Source organism: Thermosipho sp. 1070, from assembly GCF_001682135.1.
Classification (GTDB): Bacteria; Thermotogota; Thermotogae; order Thermotogales; family Fervidobacteriaceae; genus Thermosipho; species Thermosipho affectus.
This window is the reverse complement of record NZ_CP007121.1, coordinates 47,810-62,869: the sequence shown is the minus strand read 5'-3', so window position 1 is coordinate 62,869 and position 15,060 is coordinate 47,810. Positions and strand designations below refer to the sequence as shown.

Annotated in this window: 18 protein-coding genes; 12 read left to right on the top strand and 6 right to left on the bottom strand. The window is 30.1% G+C overall.

Annotation, left to right across the window (positions count from 1 at the left end):
* Positions 1-233: 233 nt before the first annotated feature.
* From Y592_RS00300 to Y592_RS00275, 6 genes are read right to left on the bottom strand one after another with little or no spacing between them, the layout of a single operon-like run.
* Complete coding sequence (locus Y592_RS00300; RefSeq protein ID WP_075665096.1) at positions 234-1,319, bottom strand: S-layer homology domain-containing protein; 1,086 nt, start codon at positions 1,317-1,319, stop codon at positions 234-236.
* A 27-nt stretch (positions 1,320-1,346) separates the two neighbouring features.
* Entirely contained in the window at positions 1,347-2,384 is a 1,038-nt protein-coding gene (locus Y592_RS00295; protein ID WP_077288530.1) for a protein-glutamate methylesterase/protein-glutamine glutaminase, read from the bottom strand.
* Positions 2,366-2,881, bottom strand: coding sequence for a diacylglycerol kinase family protein (locus tag Y592_RS00290; RefSeq protein WP_075665094.1), 516 nt, complete (start codon positions 2,879-2,881; stop codon positions 2,366-2,368). Before Y592_RS00290 ends, Y592_RS00295 begins: the two co-directional genes overlap by 19 nt.
* Positions 2,805-3,407 (bottom strand): 2-oxoacid:acceptor oxidoreductase family protein, encoded by a 603-nt coding sequence (locus Y592_RS00285; RefSeq protein ID WP_075665093.1) that lies wholly within the window; start codon positions 3,405-3,407, stop codon positions 2,805-2,807. Before Y592_RS00285 ends, Y592_RS00290 begins: the two co-directional genes overlap by 77 nt.
* Positions 3,408-3,411: 4 nt before the next feature.
* A complete protein-coding gene (locus Y592_RS00280) occupies positions 3,412-4,236 on the bottom strand; it encodes a 2-oxoacid:ferredoxin oxidoreductase subunit beta (protein WP_077197692.1) in 825 nt (274 codons plus the stop codon).
* Positions 4,223-4,735 carry a deoxycytidylate deaminase gene (locus Y592_RS00275; protein ID WP_075665091.1) on the bottom strand — a complete coding sequence of 171 codons (513 nt, stop codon included), beginning with the start codon at positions 4,733-4,735 and terminating at the stop codon, positions 4,223-4,225. The genes Y592_RS00280 and Y592_RS00275 overlap by 14 nt, the downstream gene beginning before the upstream one ends.
* A 175-nt stretch (positions 4,736-4,910) precedes the next feature.
* Between Y592_RS00275 and Y592_RS00270 the strand changes: the two genes are divergently transcribed.
* From Y592_RS00270 to Y592_RS00215, 12 genes are read left to right on the top strand one after another with little or no spacing between them, the layout of a single operon-like run.
* Complete coding sequence (locus Y592_RS00270; RefSeq protein ID WP_077286928.1) at positions 4,911-6,110, top strand: adenosylhomocysteinase; 1,200 nt, start codon at positions 4,911-4,913, stop codon at positions 6,108-6,110.
* 4 nt (positions 6,111-6,114) lie between these two features.
* On the top strand, positions 6,115-7,512 hold the full coding sequence (locus Y592_RS00265; protein WP_077286925.1) for an Rne/Rng family ribonuclease: 1,398 nt from the start codon (positions 6,115-6,117) through the stop codon (positions 7,510-7,512).
* Positions 7,513-7,524: 12 nt separating this feature from the next.
* Positions 7,525-9,201 carry a nucleoside kinase gene (locus Y592_RS00260; RefSeq protein WP_075665089.1) on the top strand — a complete coding sequence of 559 codons (1,677 nt, stop codon included), beginning with the start codon at positions 7,525-7,527 and terminating at the stop codon, positions 9,199-9,201.
* A complete protein-coding gene (locus Y592_RS00255; RefSeq protein ID WP_075665088.1) occupies positions 9,198-10,094 on the top strand; it encodes a DUF4941 domain-containing protein in 897 nt (298 codons plus the stop codon). The genes Y592_RS00260 and Y592_RS00255 overlap by 4 nt, the downstream gene beginning before the upstream one ends.
* Entirely contained in the window at positions 10,091-10,525 is a 435-nt protein-coding gene (locus Y592_RS00250; protein ID WP_075665087.1) for a GerMN domain-containing protein, read from the top strand. Before Y592_RS00255 ends, Y592_RS00250 begins: the two co-directional genes overlap by 4 nt.
* 2 nt (positions 10,526-10,527) lie before the next feature.
* The gene (gene hfq / locus Y592_RS00245; protein WP_075665086.1) at positions 10,528-10,803 is read left to right on the top strand and encodes an RNA chaperone Hfq; all 276 of its coding nucleotides are present in this window, start codon (positions 10,528-10,530) and stop codon (positions 10,801-10,803) included.
* The gene (gene hflX / locus Y592_RS00240; protein WP_232218195.1) at positions 10,775-11,860 is read left to right on the top strand and encodes a GTPase HflX; all 1,086 of its coding nucleotides are present in this window, start codon (positions 10,775-10,777) and stop codon (positions 11,858-11,860) included. The genes hfq and hflX overlap by 29 nt, the downstream gene beginning before the upstream one ends.
* 8 nt (positions 11,861-11,868) lie before the next feature.
* Positions 11,869-12,834: a M23 family metallopeptidase gene (locus tag Y592_RS00235; RefSeq protein ID WP_075666656.1), complete on the top strand. Its 966-nt coding sequence runs from the start codon at positions 11,869-11,871 to the stop codon at positions 12,832-12,834.
* A 2-nt stretch (positions 12,835-12,836) separates the two neighbouring features.
* The gene (locus Y592_RS00230) at positions 12,837-13,151 is read left to right on the top strand and encodes a hypothetical protein (protein WP_075665085.1); all 315 of its coding nucleotides are present in this window, start codon (positions 12,837-12,839) and stop codon (positions 13,149-13,151) included.
* Positions 13,148-14,335 carry a methionine adenosyltransferase gene (gene metK, locus Y592_RS00225; RefSeq protein ID WP_075665084.1) on the top strand — a complete coding sequence of 396 codons (1,188 nt, stop codon included), beginning with the start codon at positions 13,148-13,150 and terminating at the stop codon, positions 14,333-14,335. The genes Y592_RS00230 and metK overlap by 4 nt, the downstream gene beginning before the upstream one ends.
* A 15-nt stretch (positions 14,336-14,350) precedes the next feature.
* Entirely contained in the window at positions 14,351-14,629 is a 279-nt protein-coding gene (gene rpsT / locus Y592_RS00220; protein ID WP_075665083.1) for a 30S ribosomal protein S20, read from the top strand.
* A gap of 12 nt (positions 14,630-14,641) precedes the next feature.
* Entirely contained in the window at positions 14,642-15,043 is a 402-nt protein-coding gene (locus tag Y592_RS00215; protein ID WP_075665082.1) for a hypothetical protein, read from the top strand.
* Positions 15,044-15,060: the final 17 nt, after the last annotated feature.

Here is a 15,060-nt window from a genome sequence, read left to right as displayed (position 1 = left end):
TTGAAATAGATGATATTTTACGCTTTTATTTATTAATCTGCAAACGAACTCTGCTTTGAGCAATTCCAAAGGGAAATTCAAATGATTTTTTCTTTTATTTTAGGAGAATACAAAAATTTTGTACTTTCTTCGCAAAAGAAAAACACCCCCTTGTCAGTTTTATTTTGTTGCTTCGGGGGTGCTTTTTTATTTTTTTTTGATCCAGTAGTGGGATATTGTTATGGTTTTATGTATTAATTGGTTATTGTTAAATATAAAGCTATACCAGCGACTGCGCCTGATAAGATCGATATGATTAACGCGATAGTTGAAGTTGAAGACGTAGAATTACTTGAATTTTTTATTTCGTTTATTTCCTGAGATAGTTCATCGATTTTGTTTTCGGTTGTAGATTTTAAGGTTGAGTAATTTTTATTTAAATTTTCAACAACTGTGGAAATAGTTTCATAATTACTTACGATTTGATTTAATTTTTCAATCTTTTTATTAAACGTTTGTACTGTAATATCATAATCTGATTTGAATGTTTGAAAATCAACTTTTAACTGAGTAACATCACCAGAAATAGTAGAAATTCTTGTATCCAAGGCTTTGGTTTTAGCATTTAAATATTCTTCAAGGCTTGAATAGTTGTTATTTAGAGTATCAATTGTTTTCTGCATATTGCTGTTTTCTGTCTTTATAGTAACTATATCACCATTTAATGCATCAAGTTTATTTTCAGTTTGCTTTTTAAAGTTATCAAACTCATATGATAATTTGTTAAACTTATCAAGGTCAACTTTTTGAGACAAGTATTTGTTTATATCTTCATTAAGCATTTTGCTTTCTAAAATAGTAATTTTGTTATTTAATTCGTCTACTTTATTCTTTAATGATGAGATATCGATTGATAAACTTTTTACATCATTTTTAGTATTAACTAATGACGTTTTAAGTTCGCTAACATCTGAAGATACAATCTGAACGGAATCTTTTAGAGAAGATAAATCTTCTATCTTGTTCATTGCTGTGCTTACAATATCAGAAAGTGTTAAAATCTGCTCTCGTAGTTTACTTACATTAGATGTATTGGAAACAGCCTTGTCAATTTGAGATTGGATATAATTCATCATTCTATAAAGTGCAACAGCAACTTGATAACGCGTCATTCCTTGGTTTCCTTGGAAAGTTCCATCAGGCATTCCACTAACAATTCCTAATTTACTTAGTTCATTTACAGCATCATATGCCCAGTGATTTACTGGAACATCTTTAAAGGCCCCAAAATAAAATATAGACAATGCCAATATAAAAAATGAAACAAAAAGCTTTTTCATAAATTTACACCTCCTTAAATTATTTTCCTAAATTATTTCAACTAGTTTTTCTGGTATTTTATATGCGGGTAACACAAAATCTGCATATCCTTCTTCAACCACTGATTTTGGCATACCGTATACTACACAAGTTTCCTTTGATTCAGCAATAACAATTCCTTTGTAGTATTTCACTTTGAATGCACCTTTTGTACCATCTTTACCCATTCCAGTTAAAATAACAGATATTGTTTTTTCCTTGTATATTTCTGCAACCTTATCCAATGTAAAATCGACTGCAGGTCTAACGTTATTAATTTTTTCGCTTTTTTCAAGATAGACTATACTTTTTTTATCATGTAATCTTATTCCAAGGTGGTAATCGCCAGGAGCAACATACACCCACCCAGGTTTTAGTATGTCTCCCTCTTCAGCCTCTTTAACGTTTAAATTTGAAATTTTATTTAATCTATTTGCAAGTGATTTTGTAAATCCAGCGGGCATATGTTGAACAAGAATTATTGGTGCAGGAAAATTCGAAGGTAGCGGTGGGATCACCTGGTCTAATGATTTTGGCCCACCAGTTGATGAACCAATAACAACGATTTTTCCGGAAACTAAAGATTTGACACTAAATGTTTTATGACTGTAAGTGATTTTTCGTGATAGAGCTTTAACGTCAATTTTCATGGCATTTCTTATTTTTTCAATTAGTTCCCCTGCTACTTTTCTAAAATTCATTGAAATACTTCCAGCAGGTTTTGTGACAAAGTCAACCGCTCCAAGTTGAAGTGCAGTTATAGTTATATCAGCACCTTCTTCTGTAAGACTACTAACCATTATTATTCTTGAAGGAGAACGTTTCATAATTTCCTTTAATGCTTCAATTCCATTTAATTTAGGCATTTCAACGTCTAATGTAATGACGTCAGGTTTGTGTTTTATAGCAAGTTCTACTGCTTCAAGACCGTCTTTGGCAATTCCAACGATTTTCATGTCTTTTTCTTTTTCAATAACATCTTTTAGAATCATTCTCATAAAAGCCGAATCATCAACTATTAATATTTTTATCTTTTTTTCTTCCATCTTATCACTCCTAAAACATATATAAATGGGAATAAGGAAACAAATCCAAAACCAAAGATTTTCGCAATAATTATATCCCAATTAAACAATAAATTCCCAATGATTGCAATACCGACAATTACAGAAAACATTGCAGCCCAAAGTACGATACCAGAACTGATATCTTTTATTATTTTAACAATAGGATGAAATTCTGGTATAAACAAATCAAGCAAATTTTCGATTAAAGTGTTTATTAATTCAGAAATTATTACAAAAAATACAGCGAAAAAAATCCATATATAGTTATTTTTATCAATTGGCAAAAATAAACTCAAAAATAGTATAACAAATCCTACAAAAAAATGGATTCTTAAATTCCTTTCTTGAGAAATAGCTGTTAATATACCTTCAATTGCATGTGAAAATGATTCTTTTAAATTATTCGAACCCAATTGTTCTTTTAACTTTTCTTTCGATTCTTGGTTTGTAGAATTTTTCTGTAAGTGTTGTGCCATATTTCACCGCCTCAATATTTTTTTCAACGTATTTTGGATTTATATTTTCTTTGATAGATTCAATTAAATAATCAATATTAACTATTGAAGTTGCTTTAGAAATAACTCCTAACATTATCATATTCGCAAACATTTCGCTTCCAAATTTCTCAAGCGCAATTTTTGAAGCAGATATATTTATCTTTCTTTTGGTCATCCTAAATGATTCAAGTGGAAGTTCTTTGATATATGTATCATCAATAATAATTATACCATTATTTCTGACATTTTTACACTGTTCAATCATAAAAGGGTGTAAAATTAACAATATATCGAAGAGAGTTGCTTTTGGAAAATCAATAGGTTTATTAGAAATTAGTAAATCACAATAACTTGGTCCACCTCTGACTTGTGCAGTATAATTTTGAGTTTGTACAACATACTTGCCAGATTTCACTAATGCCTTTGCTAGAGTTAAACCAGCGATTAGATTTCCCTGACCACCTATTCCTGCGATTCTAATTGAAAATGGTCTTTGGATTTCCATTTATTTACACCTCCGAATTTTTTGATATTGCAACAACTTTTTTATAATTTTCATAAAAGTCATGTTTTTCTTCTTTTTTGAAAACACCAATTATTATTTTGTCTTTTAGTAAATTCTTATCCATTTTTTCAGCTTTGGATTTTAAAATTGCATTTTCCTTCATGTAGTTGTGAATGTCCCAAGCATTCTTCATTCCATTATATCTACCATAATAAGTGTGACAATTTGTTAAAACTTCTACAACACTCATTCCTTTGTGTGTAATAGCTTCTTTTATATATTTTACTGTTAATGGATAATGATAGACTGTACTTCTTGCAACATAAGTGGCACCAGCAGATAGTGCTAGATTCACAATATCAAAAGAGTTTTCAATATTACCATAAGGCATGGTACTAGTAATTTTTTCATGTGGAGTTGTTGGCGAGTGTTGCCCTCCTGTCATTCCGTATATCATGTTATTAAACACTATTACAGTTAAATCAATGTTTCTTCTACAAGCATGTATAAAATGGTTTCCACCAATAGCTGTTAAATCACCATCACCACCCATTACAATTACTTTGAAATCTGGTTTTGCAAGTTTTACCCCTGTTGCAAATGCTATGGCTCTTCCATGTAGTGTGTGCATTGTGTTAAAATCTAAATATCCAGTTGCTCTTGAAGAACAACCTATTCCAGAAATAACTGCTACTCTGTCTTTTTCTAAATTCAATTCATGAGTGGCTTGGATAAATGATTTCATTATTATTCCATTTCCACAACCTGGACACCAAACGGTTGGCCATCTATCAATTCTTAAATATTTGATAAGTTCATCCCTCTTCATTTATTACACCTCCATATTTTTCAATTTTTATTTCTGATACTTTAAACAAAAAATCTGTTAATGGATCAGGGTAGTCATTGATAAATATGACTTTTTTTATCCCAGCGTTTATTATAAGTCTTGCACAGACGGAGCAAGGTTTATGTGTAACGTAAATTATGGAATTATCGGTAGATATACCAAATTTTGCAGCTTGCATTAAAGCATTTTGTTCAGCATGAAGTGCATAACAAATTTCCTGGTTTTTTCCAGAGGAGATATTTAAATCATCTCTTATACAGTTAATTTCATTACAGTGGGGAAAACCAGAAGGAGGTTGATTATAACCAGTTGCAAGGATTCTTTTATCTTTTACAATTACCGCTCCAACTTTTCTATGGATGCAAGACGAACGTGTGGATATTATAAGCGCTATTTTTAAAAAATACTCATCCCAACTTTTTTGTGGCGTACCTTTTGAAGATACATTTAGATTTTCCAAATATTTTTTTAGATCCATTTTTAAACTCCTTTGTTTTGGTGTCTATAAAAATTTTAATATATTTAATTTTAAAAGCAAGTCATAAATACTGCAAAAAGCTATTTTTATTTTAGACTAAACGTAAAGAGTTGTTAGATTTTCACTTATATGTGATAAAATATAAAGTGTTAAAAATTAAATAGGGAGGTATAGTATGATTGGTATAAAGAAAATTGAGTGGGTTTCAAATTATATGCCACTTTTAAATTATTTGCAAAAAAATTATAAAGGGGTTTTGGATGGAATAAAAATTACAATGGCGATACATTTGGAAGCTAAAACAGCTTATTTGGCAATTACTCTAAAAAAGTTGGGAGCAGAAGTTTTTGTTACTGGGTGCAATCCATTATCAACCCAAGATGATGTTGCAGAAGCTTTAAAAGATTTTGGGATAATTGTTCACGCAAAGAGAACAAACGATGAAAAAATTTATTATGAAAATCTTAATAAAGTACTTGATTACAATCCTGATCTAATTCTTGATGATGGGGCGGATTTGAGTGTTATTGTACATACTGAAAGAAAAGAATTATTAAAAAATCTTAAGGGAATTTCCGAAGAAACAACTACAGGTGTACGAAGAATTAAAAACTTGGAAAAGAGTGGTATACTATCGGTTCCGGTAATTGCAGTTAACAATGCTCGTATGAAGTATTTATTTGATAATAGATATGGGACAGGTCAGTCGACATGGGATTCAATTATGAGAAACACAAATACACTAATTGCAGGTAAAAATGTTGTTGTTGCTGGGTATGGATGGTGTGGCCGTGGAATAGCAATGAGGGCCAAAGCATTAGGTGCAAATGTTATTATAACAGAAGTTGATCCAGTTAAAGCTTTAGAAGCACTAATGGATGGTTATAGAGTCATGAAAATGTCAGAAACTTCAAAAATTGCAGATATAGTTGTTACTTCAACTGGAATGAAAGATGTGGTAAAATACGAAGATATTGTTAATATGAAAGATGGTGTTATACTAGCAAATGCAGGGCATTTTAATGTTGAAATTCCGGTTGATGAACTTGAAAAAAACGCAGAATTTGTATTTGAAGCAAGACCAAATGTTAAAGGATATAAAATTAACGGGAAAAAGATTTTTCTAATTGGTGAAGGAAGATTGGTAAATTTGGCAGCGGCTGATGGTCATCCAATAGAAATAATGGACATATCTTTTGCCCTTCAAACTTTGTCGTTAATTTATTTAAAAAAGAATCATGGTAAGTTAGAGAACAAAGTATACGGTTATCCTGAGGAATTGGATATAGAAGTTGCTGATTTAAAGTTAAAATCTTTGGGAATAGAGATTGACGTTTTAAATGAAAACCAAAGGGAGTATATGAAAGGATTTTGAAAGCATGGAAAAAGTGTTAGTTTTAAATTCGGTTGAAGATAACTTACATTATGCAGTTATTGAAAATAATAGATTAGTTGAAATTGTGTCTGATGAAGAAGAAAAGCTTACTGGTAACATTTATCTTGGACGTGTAGAAAAGGTAGTAAATGCATTAGACGCAATATTCGTAAATATCGGAAATAAAAAAAATGGTTTTTTAAGATTGAAAGATATCCCAGAAGAATATTACAATTATTTCTCATTGAAAAAGATAGATAAAGGAACTAAACTATTAGTACAAGTAAAAAAGGATCCAGTTGGAGATAAAGGGCCACAGTTAACTGCAAATATTAGTATTGCGGGAAGGTATATGGTTTTATTTCCTTTTTCTAAAGTTATAGGGGTGTCAAAAAAAATTGAAGATGAAAATGAGAGGGCAAGATTGCATGATATTGCAAAATATATTTCTGAAAATTCTAATTTAGGTGTTATAATTAGAACTGCTGCAGAAGGATTGGATGAATCATATATTCAATCTGAAATGGATTTGCTGGCAAATAGAGCTTTTGAAGTTTTAGAGATATTTAAACGTAAAAGGAAAGCTCAAATTTTGTATAAAGAAGAGAATCTGCTCGATTATGTTTTAAGAGAAAAGTTAACAAAAGATGTAAGGTTGATTATTACTAACAACTTAAAACATTTAGAAACAATAAAGAAATATTTAAAAATTTTCATTAAAAGGCCAAAAATTGAAATAATAGATGGTGATACTTTTGATTACATGAATATTTACAAATACTTTAGGGAATTGTTTAGTAGAAAGGTTTCATTGCCTTCGGGTGGAGAAATAATAATTGATAAAACTGAAGCATTAACTATAATAGATGTCAATTCAAAGCATTTTGTAAAAGGAAAAAGTCAACAAGAAACTGCATTTCAAACAAACAAAGAGGCAGTTTCGGAAATTTTCAGGCAATTACGTTTAAGGAATATTGGTGGAATTGTTTTGGTTGATTTTATTGATATGGATTCAAATGATATGAAAAACATGTTATTAGAACAGATAAACGAAGAAATAAAAAAAGATAAAAGTAAAATTGAAATATTTGGCTTTACAAAACTAGGGCTTTTGGAAATGTCAAGAAAAAGAACTGTAAGGTCTTTTTTTGAGAATTATATTTCACCATGTCCTGTATGTGGTGGGGCTGGTTTTATTGTTTCTCCAAAGATAACAATTAAAAATTTATATCAAAAAATAGAAGAGGCGCCAAAGGAAGCAAAAGAAGTAATTATTAAGTTACATCCTCATTTTAAGAATCTTATTGAGAAGTCAAAGTTAAAAAAGGTAAAAGATTTAGTGTATCATATACATTTTACTTACCATGATCCAAAATCATTCGAAATAACGTGGAAAATTTAAAGGAGGGGAAATATGGAAAAGATAAAACTGGAATTTTTGGATGATGGTAAAGTTGTAGAAGTTGAAAAAGGTGAAACTCTAAAAAAGTTTGTAGATAATTATTCAAAATATTATGATTCACCTATAATAGCGGCGAAGATAGATAATACAATTATTGAATTGTTTAGGCCTTTACATTATTCTGGTAAGGTTTTGTTTTTAGATGTTAATTCTGTTGACGGATTTAGAATATATCAAAGAGGTTTGCTTTTTATATTAAAATCTGTTTTGAAAAAAATGTATCCGCAATACTTTTTAAAAGTTTCTCACAGTGTAGGTAAGTCTATTTATTGCGAATTAAAGGATGCGAATAACAGAGTAAAAGTTTTAGCTGACGATGAAATTTTGGTTGTGAAAGAAAAAATGCTTGAAATAATTGAAAAAGATGAAAGATTTTTGAAATTTGAGTTTATGAAAAGTGAAGCGTTAAAATTGTTTGAGAAGTTTGGATATTACGATAAAATAAATTTGTTGAGATATCGTAAGAAAAAAACTGTGAAAGTTTATAAACTTGGAGATAGTTTTGATTATTTTTATGGGTATATGCCCTATTCTACAGGAGTTTTAAAATATTTTGATTTGTTAAAGTATGAGAATGGTTTTGTGTTAGTCTTGCCTGTTTTTAAGAATGGAAAACCCGTACTGGAATTTAAGCCCCTTCCTAAATTGAGCCAAGTTTTCATTGAATACAAAAAATGGTTAGAGATAATGAATATTGATAGCGTGGGGGATTTAAATAATTTAATTGCAAAGGGTGAGAGAAGCGTTACTGATTTGATAATAATGTCAGAAGCACTTCATGAAAAAAAAATTGCGTTTATAGCAGAAGAAATAAAGAAAAAGAAGAATGTAAGGCTTATTTTGATTGCTGGGCCTTCATCTAGCGGAAAAACAACTTTTTCAAAAAGATTGATGGTGCAATTAAGGGCAAGTGGGCTAAGACCTGTTGCTATTTCCTTGGATGATTATTTTGTAGATAGGGAAAGAACTCCAGTTGATGAAAATGGAAAACCAGATTTTGAAGCTCTTGAGGCAATTGATATTGATTTGTTTAATAAAAATTTATTGGATTTGTTTGAGGGTAAAGAGGTTGAAATACCAAAATTTGATTTTACTTTGGGAAAAAGAAAAAAAGGTAAAATATTGAAAATTGAAAAAGATCAACCTATTATAGTAGAAGGTATACATGGGTTGAACACAAGATTAACAGAACAAATACCCGAGGAGTTAAAGTATAAAATTTATGCTAGTGCATTGACACAGTTGAATTTGGATAATACAAATAGATTGCATACAACAGATACAAGACTTTTAAGAAGAGTAGTTAGAGATAGTAAATTCAGAAATCATGATGCTTTAGCAACGTTGAAGATGTGGCCAAGTGTGAGAAGAGGGGAAGATAAAAATATCTTTCCCTACCAAGAAAATGCCGATATAATGTTTAACAGTGCGCTTGTATACGAGATTTCAGTATTAAAGATTTTTGCTGAGCAGCTTTTAATAGTTGTTCCAGACAATGTTCCAGAGTATTCTGAAGTAACAAGGTTATTGAAAATTTTGGAATATTTCCTCCCAATTACAAATATTGAAGATATTCCTAGAACATCTTTAATAAGAGAATTTATCGGAAGGAGTGTTTTTAAATATTGAGAAGACTTTCTGTATTGCTTGTTTTTGTTGCTATAATCTCCTTTGCGTTTAATATAAGCTATGGTGGAAGATCTATAAAAATAGAAGAAATTGATTTTGATTCTACTTATGCCTTGTTAAACGATTATTCAAATTTTTTAAGGGTGGAATCTCCATCTACAGGGGCCATTTCTTCGTTTAAATATATTGAATGGAAAGGAAAATTCGTTTCTTTTTCAAGAAATGTATTAGTTTTGGATGAAAAACCAGTAGAAGAGGTTTCAATTGAAGATATATTTAAGTTTTTTGATATACCTTTTAGAAAATATGAAAAAAGTTATCGTTTACCGGATATGATAATATCTAAAGTTGTTGATTTTAGAAGCTATATACAGTTTGATTATAATGGAGAATATAAGTTAGAGATCTCGAAGAATGGAGATTTATTGAAGGTTTACTCACAAGGGTTAATTTACTATGATGATGTATTATTTGAAAAAGGGGCTATAATTTTCTCAAAAAAGATAGATTTAAACTTTGAAATGGAGATTAACAAGCTCCCTGGAAGAGTAATTATTCAGTTTTTTAGAGAATACAATATTGACAATTTAATAGTTAAAGTTTTTGGAGAAAAGATAGATTCATATGATTCAAAGAGTTTTGCGTTGGTGTTTAAAAATTCTAATTTAAATATAATTTTTGTTCCAAACTATTCTCCAGATTTTGATGGTAAAGATTGGAAGATATTTTCTATATCAGAAAAAATAGGAAAAGTGACTTCAAAAAGATTTAAACTTAAGATATACTATTTACCTTTTGTACAATTACCAAAGGATTTGCCTGGAATAATAATATTTGCACCCAAAGAAACGTGGAATGATATAAAAAAGTTCGTTGAGGAGGAAATTATGTGAAAAAATTGATTTTATTGTTTTTGTTTTTTTCATTGTTTTTATTTTCTTCTGAGATTGCTTTTGTGAAAAATGATGATATAATTTTCCTAGATGTTGGGAAAATTAATTCTGTACAAGAAATTTTTGAGAAACTTTCTACATACAAACTTAGTGATGGTATCGAAACATTTGTACCAAAAGGTATTTTGAATGCATATTATTTTGTAGATACGGCATTGATTATAGATTTGTCCTCTAAAAGTATACAAAACTATTCAATTGATAGAGAAGTAATGTTAGTTTTACAGATTTTATATTCGTTATTTGAGAACATAAATGGTATAGATAGAATTTATATTTTAGTTGATGGAGAACAAACGGATATTTTTATTAAGAGTGTTAATGTTTATTTTTCTTTTCCAAAGGAACTATACGTTAAAAAGGGGGAATAGGTATGGCGGAGAAATTTAATTTACAGGATAGGTTTTTGAACATTTTAAGAACTAGCAAAATTCCTGTAAAAGTTTATTTAGTAAACGGTTTTCAAACTAAGGGTATTATACGATCATTTGATAATTTTACCATGCTTTTGGAAAATGGTAGTCAGCAAAATTTAATTTACAAACATGCTGTAAGTACTATTATGCCTGAGGCGTTTGTTAGATTAACGAGTAAACAGTCGCAAGATGAAAGTGAAAATAATGAAAAGGAAAGTAATGGAGAAGAATAATGTTATTATAGCTGGTATTTATAGTGAATTTATTGACGAATCGTTTTATGAATTAGAATCGTTGTGTAAAACTTTAAGTTGGAACGTAATAGATAGGGTGTTTCAAAAAAGAAAAAAACCTGATGCAAGGTTTTATTTTGGTAGGGGTTTTTTGGAAAAATTTAATTTGTTATTTGAAAGTGGGAATATAGATTATTTAATTATAAATGATGATTTAACTATTATTCAAAGAAGAAACATCGAAAGGACAATTGAAAACAAGGTTTATGACAGAACGGAACTGATATTGGAAATATTTGCAAAACACGCTAAAACAAAGGAAGGAAAATTACAAGTTGAAATTGCCAGGTTGAAATATCTTATGTCGTATCTAGTTGGAAAAGGAAAGGAACTTTCAAGACTTGGTGGCGGTATTGGAACACGAGGACCTGGTGAGACAAAGTTGGAGTATACAAAAAGGTATTTAAAGAAGAGAGTTTCTTTTTTAGAGAAAGAATTGTATGAAATAAGAAAAAATAGGGATGTTCAAAGAAAAAAAAGGATAAAGTCAAACTTAATTAAGATTTCAATTGTTGGGTATACTAATGCTGGAAAAACTACTTTGCTTTCTGCTTTATCAAAGGAATTACTTTACTCTAAAAATGAGATGTTTTCAACGGTGTCTCCTATCACAAGAAGGGTAAGGCTACCATCTGGAGCTTATGTGTTATTTTCAGATACCGTGGGATTTATAAAGAAATTGCATCCATTAATTGTTGAAGCATTCCATTCAACTTTAGAGGAGATTGTTTATTCGGATTTAATTTTAATTCTTGTTGATGCATCAGATATTAACTTTAAAGATAAAATAAAGGTGATTTTTGAAACATTAGAAGAGCTCGGAATAAAAGATAAGAAAATGATTCTTGTATTTAATAAAATTGATCTTTGTAATTTGGATTATTTGAAAAAATTAAAGGGTGAATATAAAAAAGCTATATTTATATCAGCTAGAAAAAAGATAAATTTGGATTTGTTATTGTATGAGATTGATAGAATAAATTTTAAGGAGGTTTGACAATAGATATGAAAAAAATTTTATTTTTACTAATAGTTTTTATTTCTGTACTGTCTTTTTCGGGATTTATTCCACCAGTTGATGATAGTTATTTAACTTCTTCATTTGCAGAGTTTAGAAGCACTGGGAATTCTCCTCATTTTCACGGAGGAATTGATTTTAGTACATTTTCTAAAGAAGGAATTCCCATTAGAGCAATTTATGAGGGGTACGTAGTTCGGTTAGAGTTAAACGATCCAATTTATGGTAACATTATTGTTTTGCAACATCCCAATGGTTATCGCTCATTGTATGCACATTTGAGAAGCTTTAATTATGTATTACAACCAATTGTAGATGACGTGGTTAAGGAGTTTCAAAATGAAAAAGTGGTTATAGAATTTTCCGATAATGAAATTAGTTTTTCTAAAGGAGATGTTATTGCTTATTCAGGAAAAACGGGGGAAGCAGTCAAACCACATTGTCATATTGAAATAAGGAACCATGATGAATCTATTTTAGTGGATCCTTTGGAATTTTTTGAAATTGCTCCACCTGAAGGTGATATTATCTTGAAAGAATTGATTATAGATGGTAAGAAAGTAGAATATAATAGAGGTTCTGTTTATACTTTTACGGGAGATTATCCAAAAATTGAAATGAATGCTTTTCTAAAAATTAACAATAATATGCTTGGTCTTAAAGAAATAAAGCTTTACTTTGCAAACAAATTAATGTATGATATATTACTTGATGAGATACCTATGGAAGAATTTTATAAACCATATTCAGTGTACTCGAAAGATTCAATTGCAGCAGGTTATATATATAAGACGTATTATAGGTTATATCCTGAAGTTTTGGGGACACCTATAAAAATCAATAATTTTCCAACTTTGAATACAAATTTAGACTTTTTTCAGGTGAGAATTGAGGTTTTTGATTTTTGGAATAGAAAGAAAGAATTTAGTTTTAATCTGAAACGGGAGAGATAGGCATGTTTTTTAAAAGAAAGAAGAATTTATCAAAAAACCCATTTTACAAAGATAAAGATTCATTGGTTATATATATAAAATGTGATAAATGTGGAGAGATGTTTAGAAGTCATTTGAGAAAAGGATACGATTTTTTGATAGAGTATGATAATAAAAATATAGCGTATAAAATAGAGAAGGTATATGTTGGTTCAAAATGCCCTAATAAGATTGAAGTGAAAGCACAATTTACTGGTGCATATAAACCAGTAAGTTTTGATATATTTGGAGGAAAGTTTATCTCCAAAGAAGATTATGAAAAGGAGGTTGAGCGATGAGAAAACTTTTTACGAGTGAAAGCGTTACAGAAGGTCATCCAGATAAGGTAGCAGATCAAATCAGTGATGCTATCTTGGACGCGATGTTAGAACAAGACCCAAAGTCAAGAGTTGCAGTGGAAACGTTAGTTACAACAGGTATTGCTATTGTTTCGGGTGAGGTAACTACCAGAGCATACGTGGATATTCAAGATATAGTAAGAAAGACTATTTTGGATATTGGTTATACAAGGGCTAAGTACGGATTTGATGGTGAGACTTGTGCTGTACTTTCGTCTATTCATAGTCAATCACCGGATATAGCTCTTGGGGTTGATAAAGCACTTGAGGTCAAAGAAGGAGAACTAAATGCAGCTGATGAACTTGAATTAGTTGGTGCTGGTGACCAAGGTATGATGTTTGGTTATGCAACTAATGAAACGAAAGAATTAATGCCATTACCAATAATGTTAGCTCACAAACTTGCAATTAGACTTTCAGAAGTCAGAAAAAATGGTATAGTTCCGTTTTTAAGGCCTGATGGTAAGACACAGGTAACTGTTGAATATGATGAGAATGATAGACCTGTTAGAGTTGATACAATTTTAATTTCAACGCAACATGAACCAGATGTTACTATTGAAGAAATCAAAGATGTTCTTATTAAGCATGTTATTGAGCCAATTATTCCCGAAAATTTAATGGATGATAAAGTGAAGATTCTTGTAAACCCAACTGGAAGATTTGTATTAGGAGGACCATCTGCAGATACCGGTTTAACTGGCAGAAAAATTATAGTTGATACATATGGTGGTTCTATTCCTCATGGTGGAGGAGCATTTAGTGGAAAGGATCCTACAAAAGTAGATAGATCTGCGCATTATTTCGCAAGGTATGTTGCAAAGAATGTTGTTGCAGCTGGTTTGGCAGACAAATTTATGGTTCAAGTTGCATATGCAATAGGAAAAGCAAAACCCGTTTCAGTAATGATAAACACATTTGGTACAGCTAAAATTGAGGAAGATAAAATTTTAAAGGCAGTTCTTGAATTATTTGACTTTAGGCCAGGTGCAATTATTAAAAAACTAGATCTTTTAAGACCGATTTACAAGAAAACTGCTGCATACGGTCATTTTGGAAGAGAGCTTGAAGAATTTACTTGGGAAAAATTAGATATGGTTGATGAATTAAAAAAAATATTATAATAGGAGGTAGAGATAATGCCTAACATAAAGTCTGCAAAGAGAAGAGTTAAAGTTTCAGAAAGAAATAGATTGATAAACAAAGCATATAAAACAAGAATGAAAAACTCTATTAAAAAAGTTTTGGAAGCATTAAATGAAGGTAAAGATAGAGATGAAGTAGAAAAATTATACAAAGTTGCCCAAGGTTTTATAGATAAAGCTGCAAAAATTGGTGCAATACATAAGAATGAAGCGTCGAGAAGAAAATCAAGATTGATGAAAAAGATTAATAAGCATTTTGCTAGTAAAGAATAATGGAGGTGTGTTATGCCATTTCATTATACTATAGAGATGTTCTTAAGTGATATAAAAGCAAATACGATAATGAAAAACAAAGAAATAGAAGAACTTGCCCGGAAAAATCAGACAGAAATAAGGTACAAAGATGGTAAATTAATATTAACTTGTGCAGAAAATCATGATATTGATGAAGAATTAGTAAAAAAAATATTAGGTTCTGTTAGCGGAACAGTTAATGCAAAAGCTTATTTAATTGATGGAAAAAGTAAAGTGGAGATTTTCAACGGTAAGCTAGATCCAAAGAACCCATTTGGAATGTCAGATGAGGAGTTTGAAGAAAGAACGATAGATAGTTTAGAAGAAGAAGACGATGGAATACCAATAGATGAAGATTTGGAAGATTTTTTGAATTATGATGAAGAAGAATAAAAAAATTCCCCATCCAA

Excerpts from the sequence above, each read along its gene's own strand:
- Y592_RS00300 (WP_075665096.1), bottom strand. The coding sequence starts at position 1,319 with ATGAAAAAGCTTTTTGTTTCATTTTTTATATTGGCATTGTCTATATTT.
- Y592_RS00295 (WP_077288530.1), bottom strand. The coding sequence starts at position 2,384 with ATGGAAGAAAAAAAGATAAAAATATTAATAGTTGATGATTCGGCTTTT.
- Y592_RS00290 (WP_075665094.1), bottom strand. The coding sequence starts at position 2,881 with ATGGCACAACACTTACAGAAAAATTCTACAAACCAAGAATCGAAAGAA.
- Y592_RS00285 (WP_075665093.1), bottom strand. The coding sequence starts at position 3,407 with ATGGAAATCCAAAGACCATTTTCAATTAGAATCGCAGGAATAGGTGGT.
- Y592_RS00280 (WP_077197692.1), bottom strand. The coding sequence starts at position 4,236 with ATGAAGAGGGATGAACTTATCAAATATTTAAGAATTGATAGATGGCCA.
- Y592_RS00275 (WP_075665091.1), bottom strand. The coding sequence starts at position 4,735 with ATGGATCTAAAAAAATATTTGGAAAATCTAAATGTATCTTCAAAAGGT.
- Y592_RS00270 (WP_077286928.1), top strand. The coding sequence starts at position 4,911 with ATGATTGGTATAAAGAAAATTGAGTGGGTTTCAAATTATATGCCACTT.
- Y592_RS00265 (WP_077286925.1), top strand. The coding sequence starts at position 6,115 with ATGGAAAAAGTGTTAGTTTTAAATTCGGTTGAAGATAACTTACATTAT.
- Y592_RS00260 (WP_075665089.1), top strand. The coding sequence starts at position 7,525 with ATGGAAAAGATAAAACTGGAATTTTTGGATGATGGTAAAGTTGTAGAA.
- hfq (WP_075665086.1), top strand. The coding sequence starts at position 10,528 with ATGGCGGAGAAATTTAATTTACAGGATAGGTTTTTGAACATTTTAAGA.
- hflX (WP_232218195.1), top strand. The coding sequence starts at position 10,775 with ATGAAAAGGAAAGTAATGGAGAAGAATAATGTTATTATAGCTGGTATT.
- Y592_RS00235 (WP_075666656.1), top strand. The coding sequence starts at position 11,869 with ATGAAAAAAATTTTATTTTTACTAATAGTTTTTATTTCTGTACTGTCT.
- Y592_RS00230 (WP_075665085.1), top strand. The coding sequence starts at position 12,837 with ATGTTTTTTAAAAGAAAGAAGAATTTATCAAAAAACCCATTTTACAAA.
- metK (WP_075665084.1), top strand. The coding sequence starts at position 13,148 with ATGAGAAAACTTTTTACGAGTGAAAGCGTTACAGAAGGTCATCCAGAT.
- rpsT (WP_075665083.1), top strand. The coding sequence starts at position 14,351 with ATGCCTAACATAAAGTCTGCAAAGAGAAGAGTTAAAGTTTCAGAAAGA.
- Y592_RS00215 (WP_075665082.1), top strand. The coding sequence starts at position 14,642 with ATGCCATTTCATTATACTATAGAGATGTTCTTAAGTGATATAAAAGCA.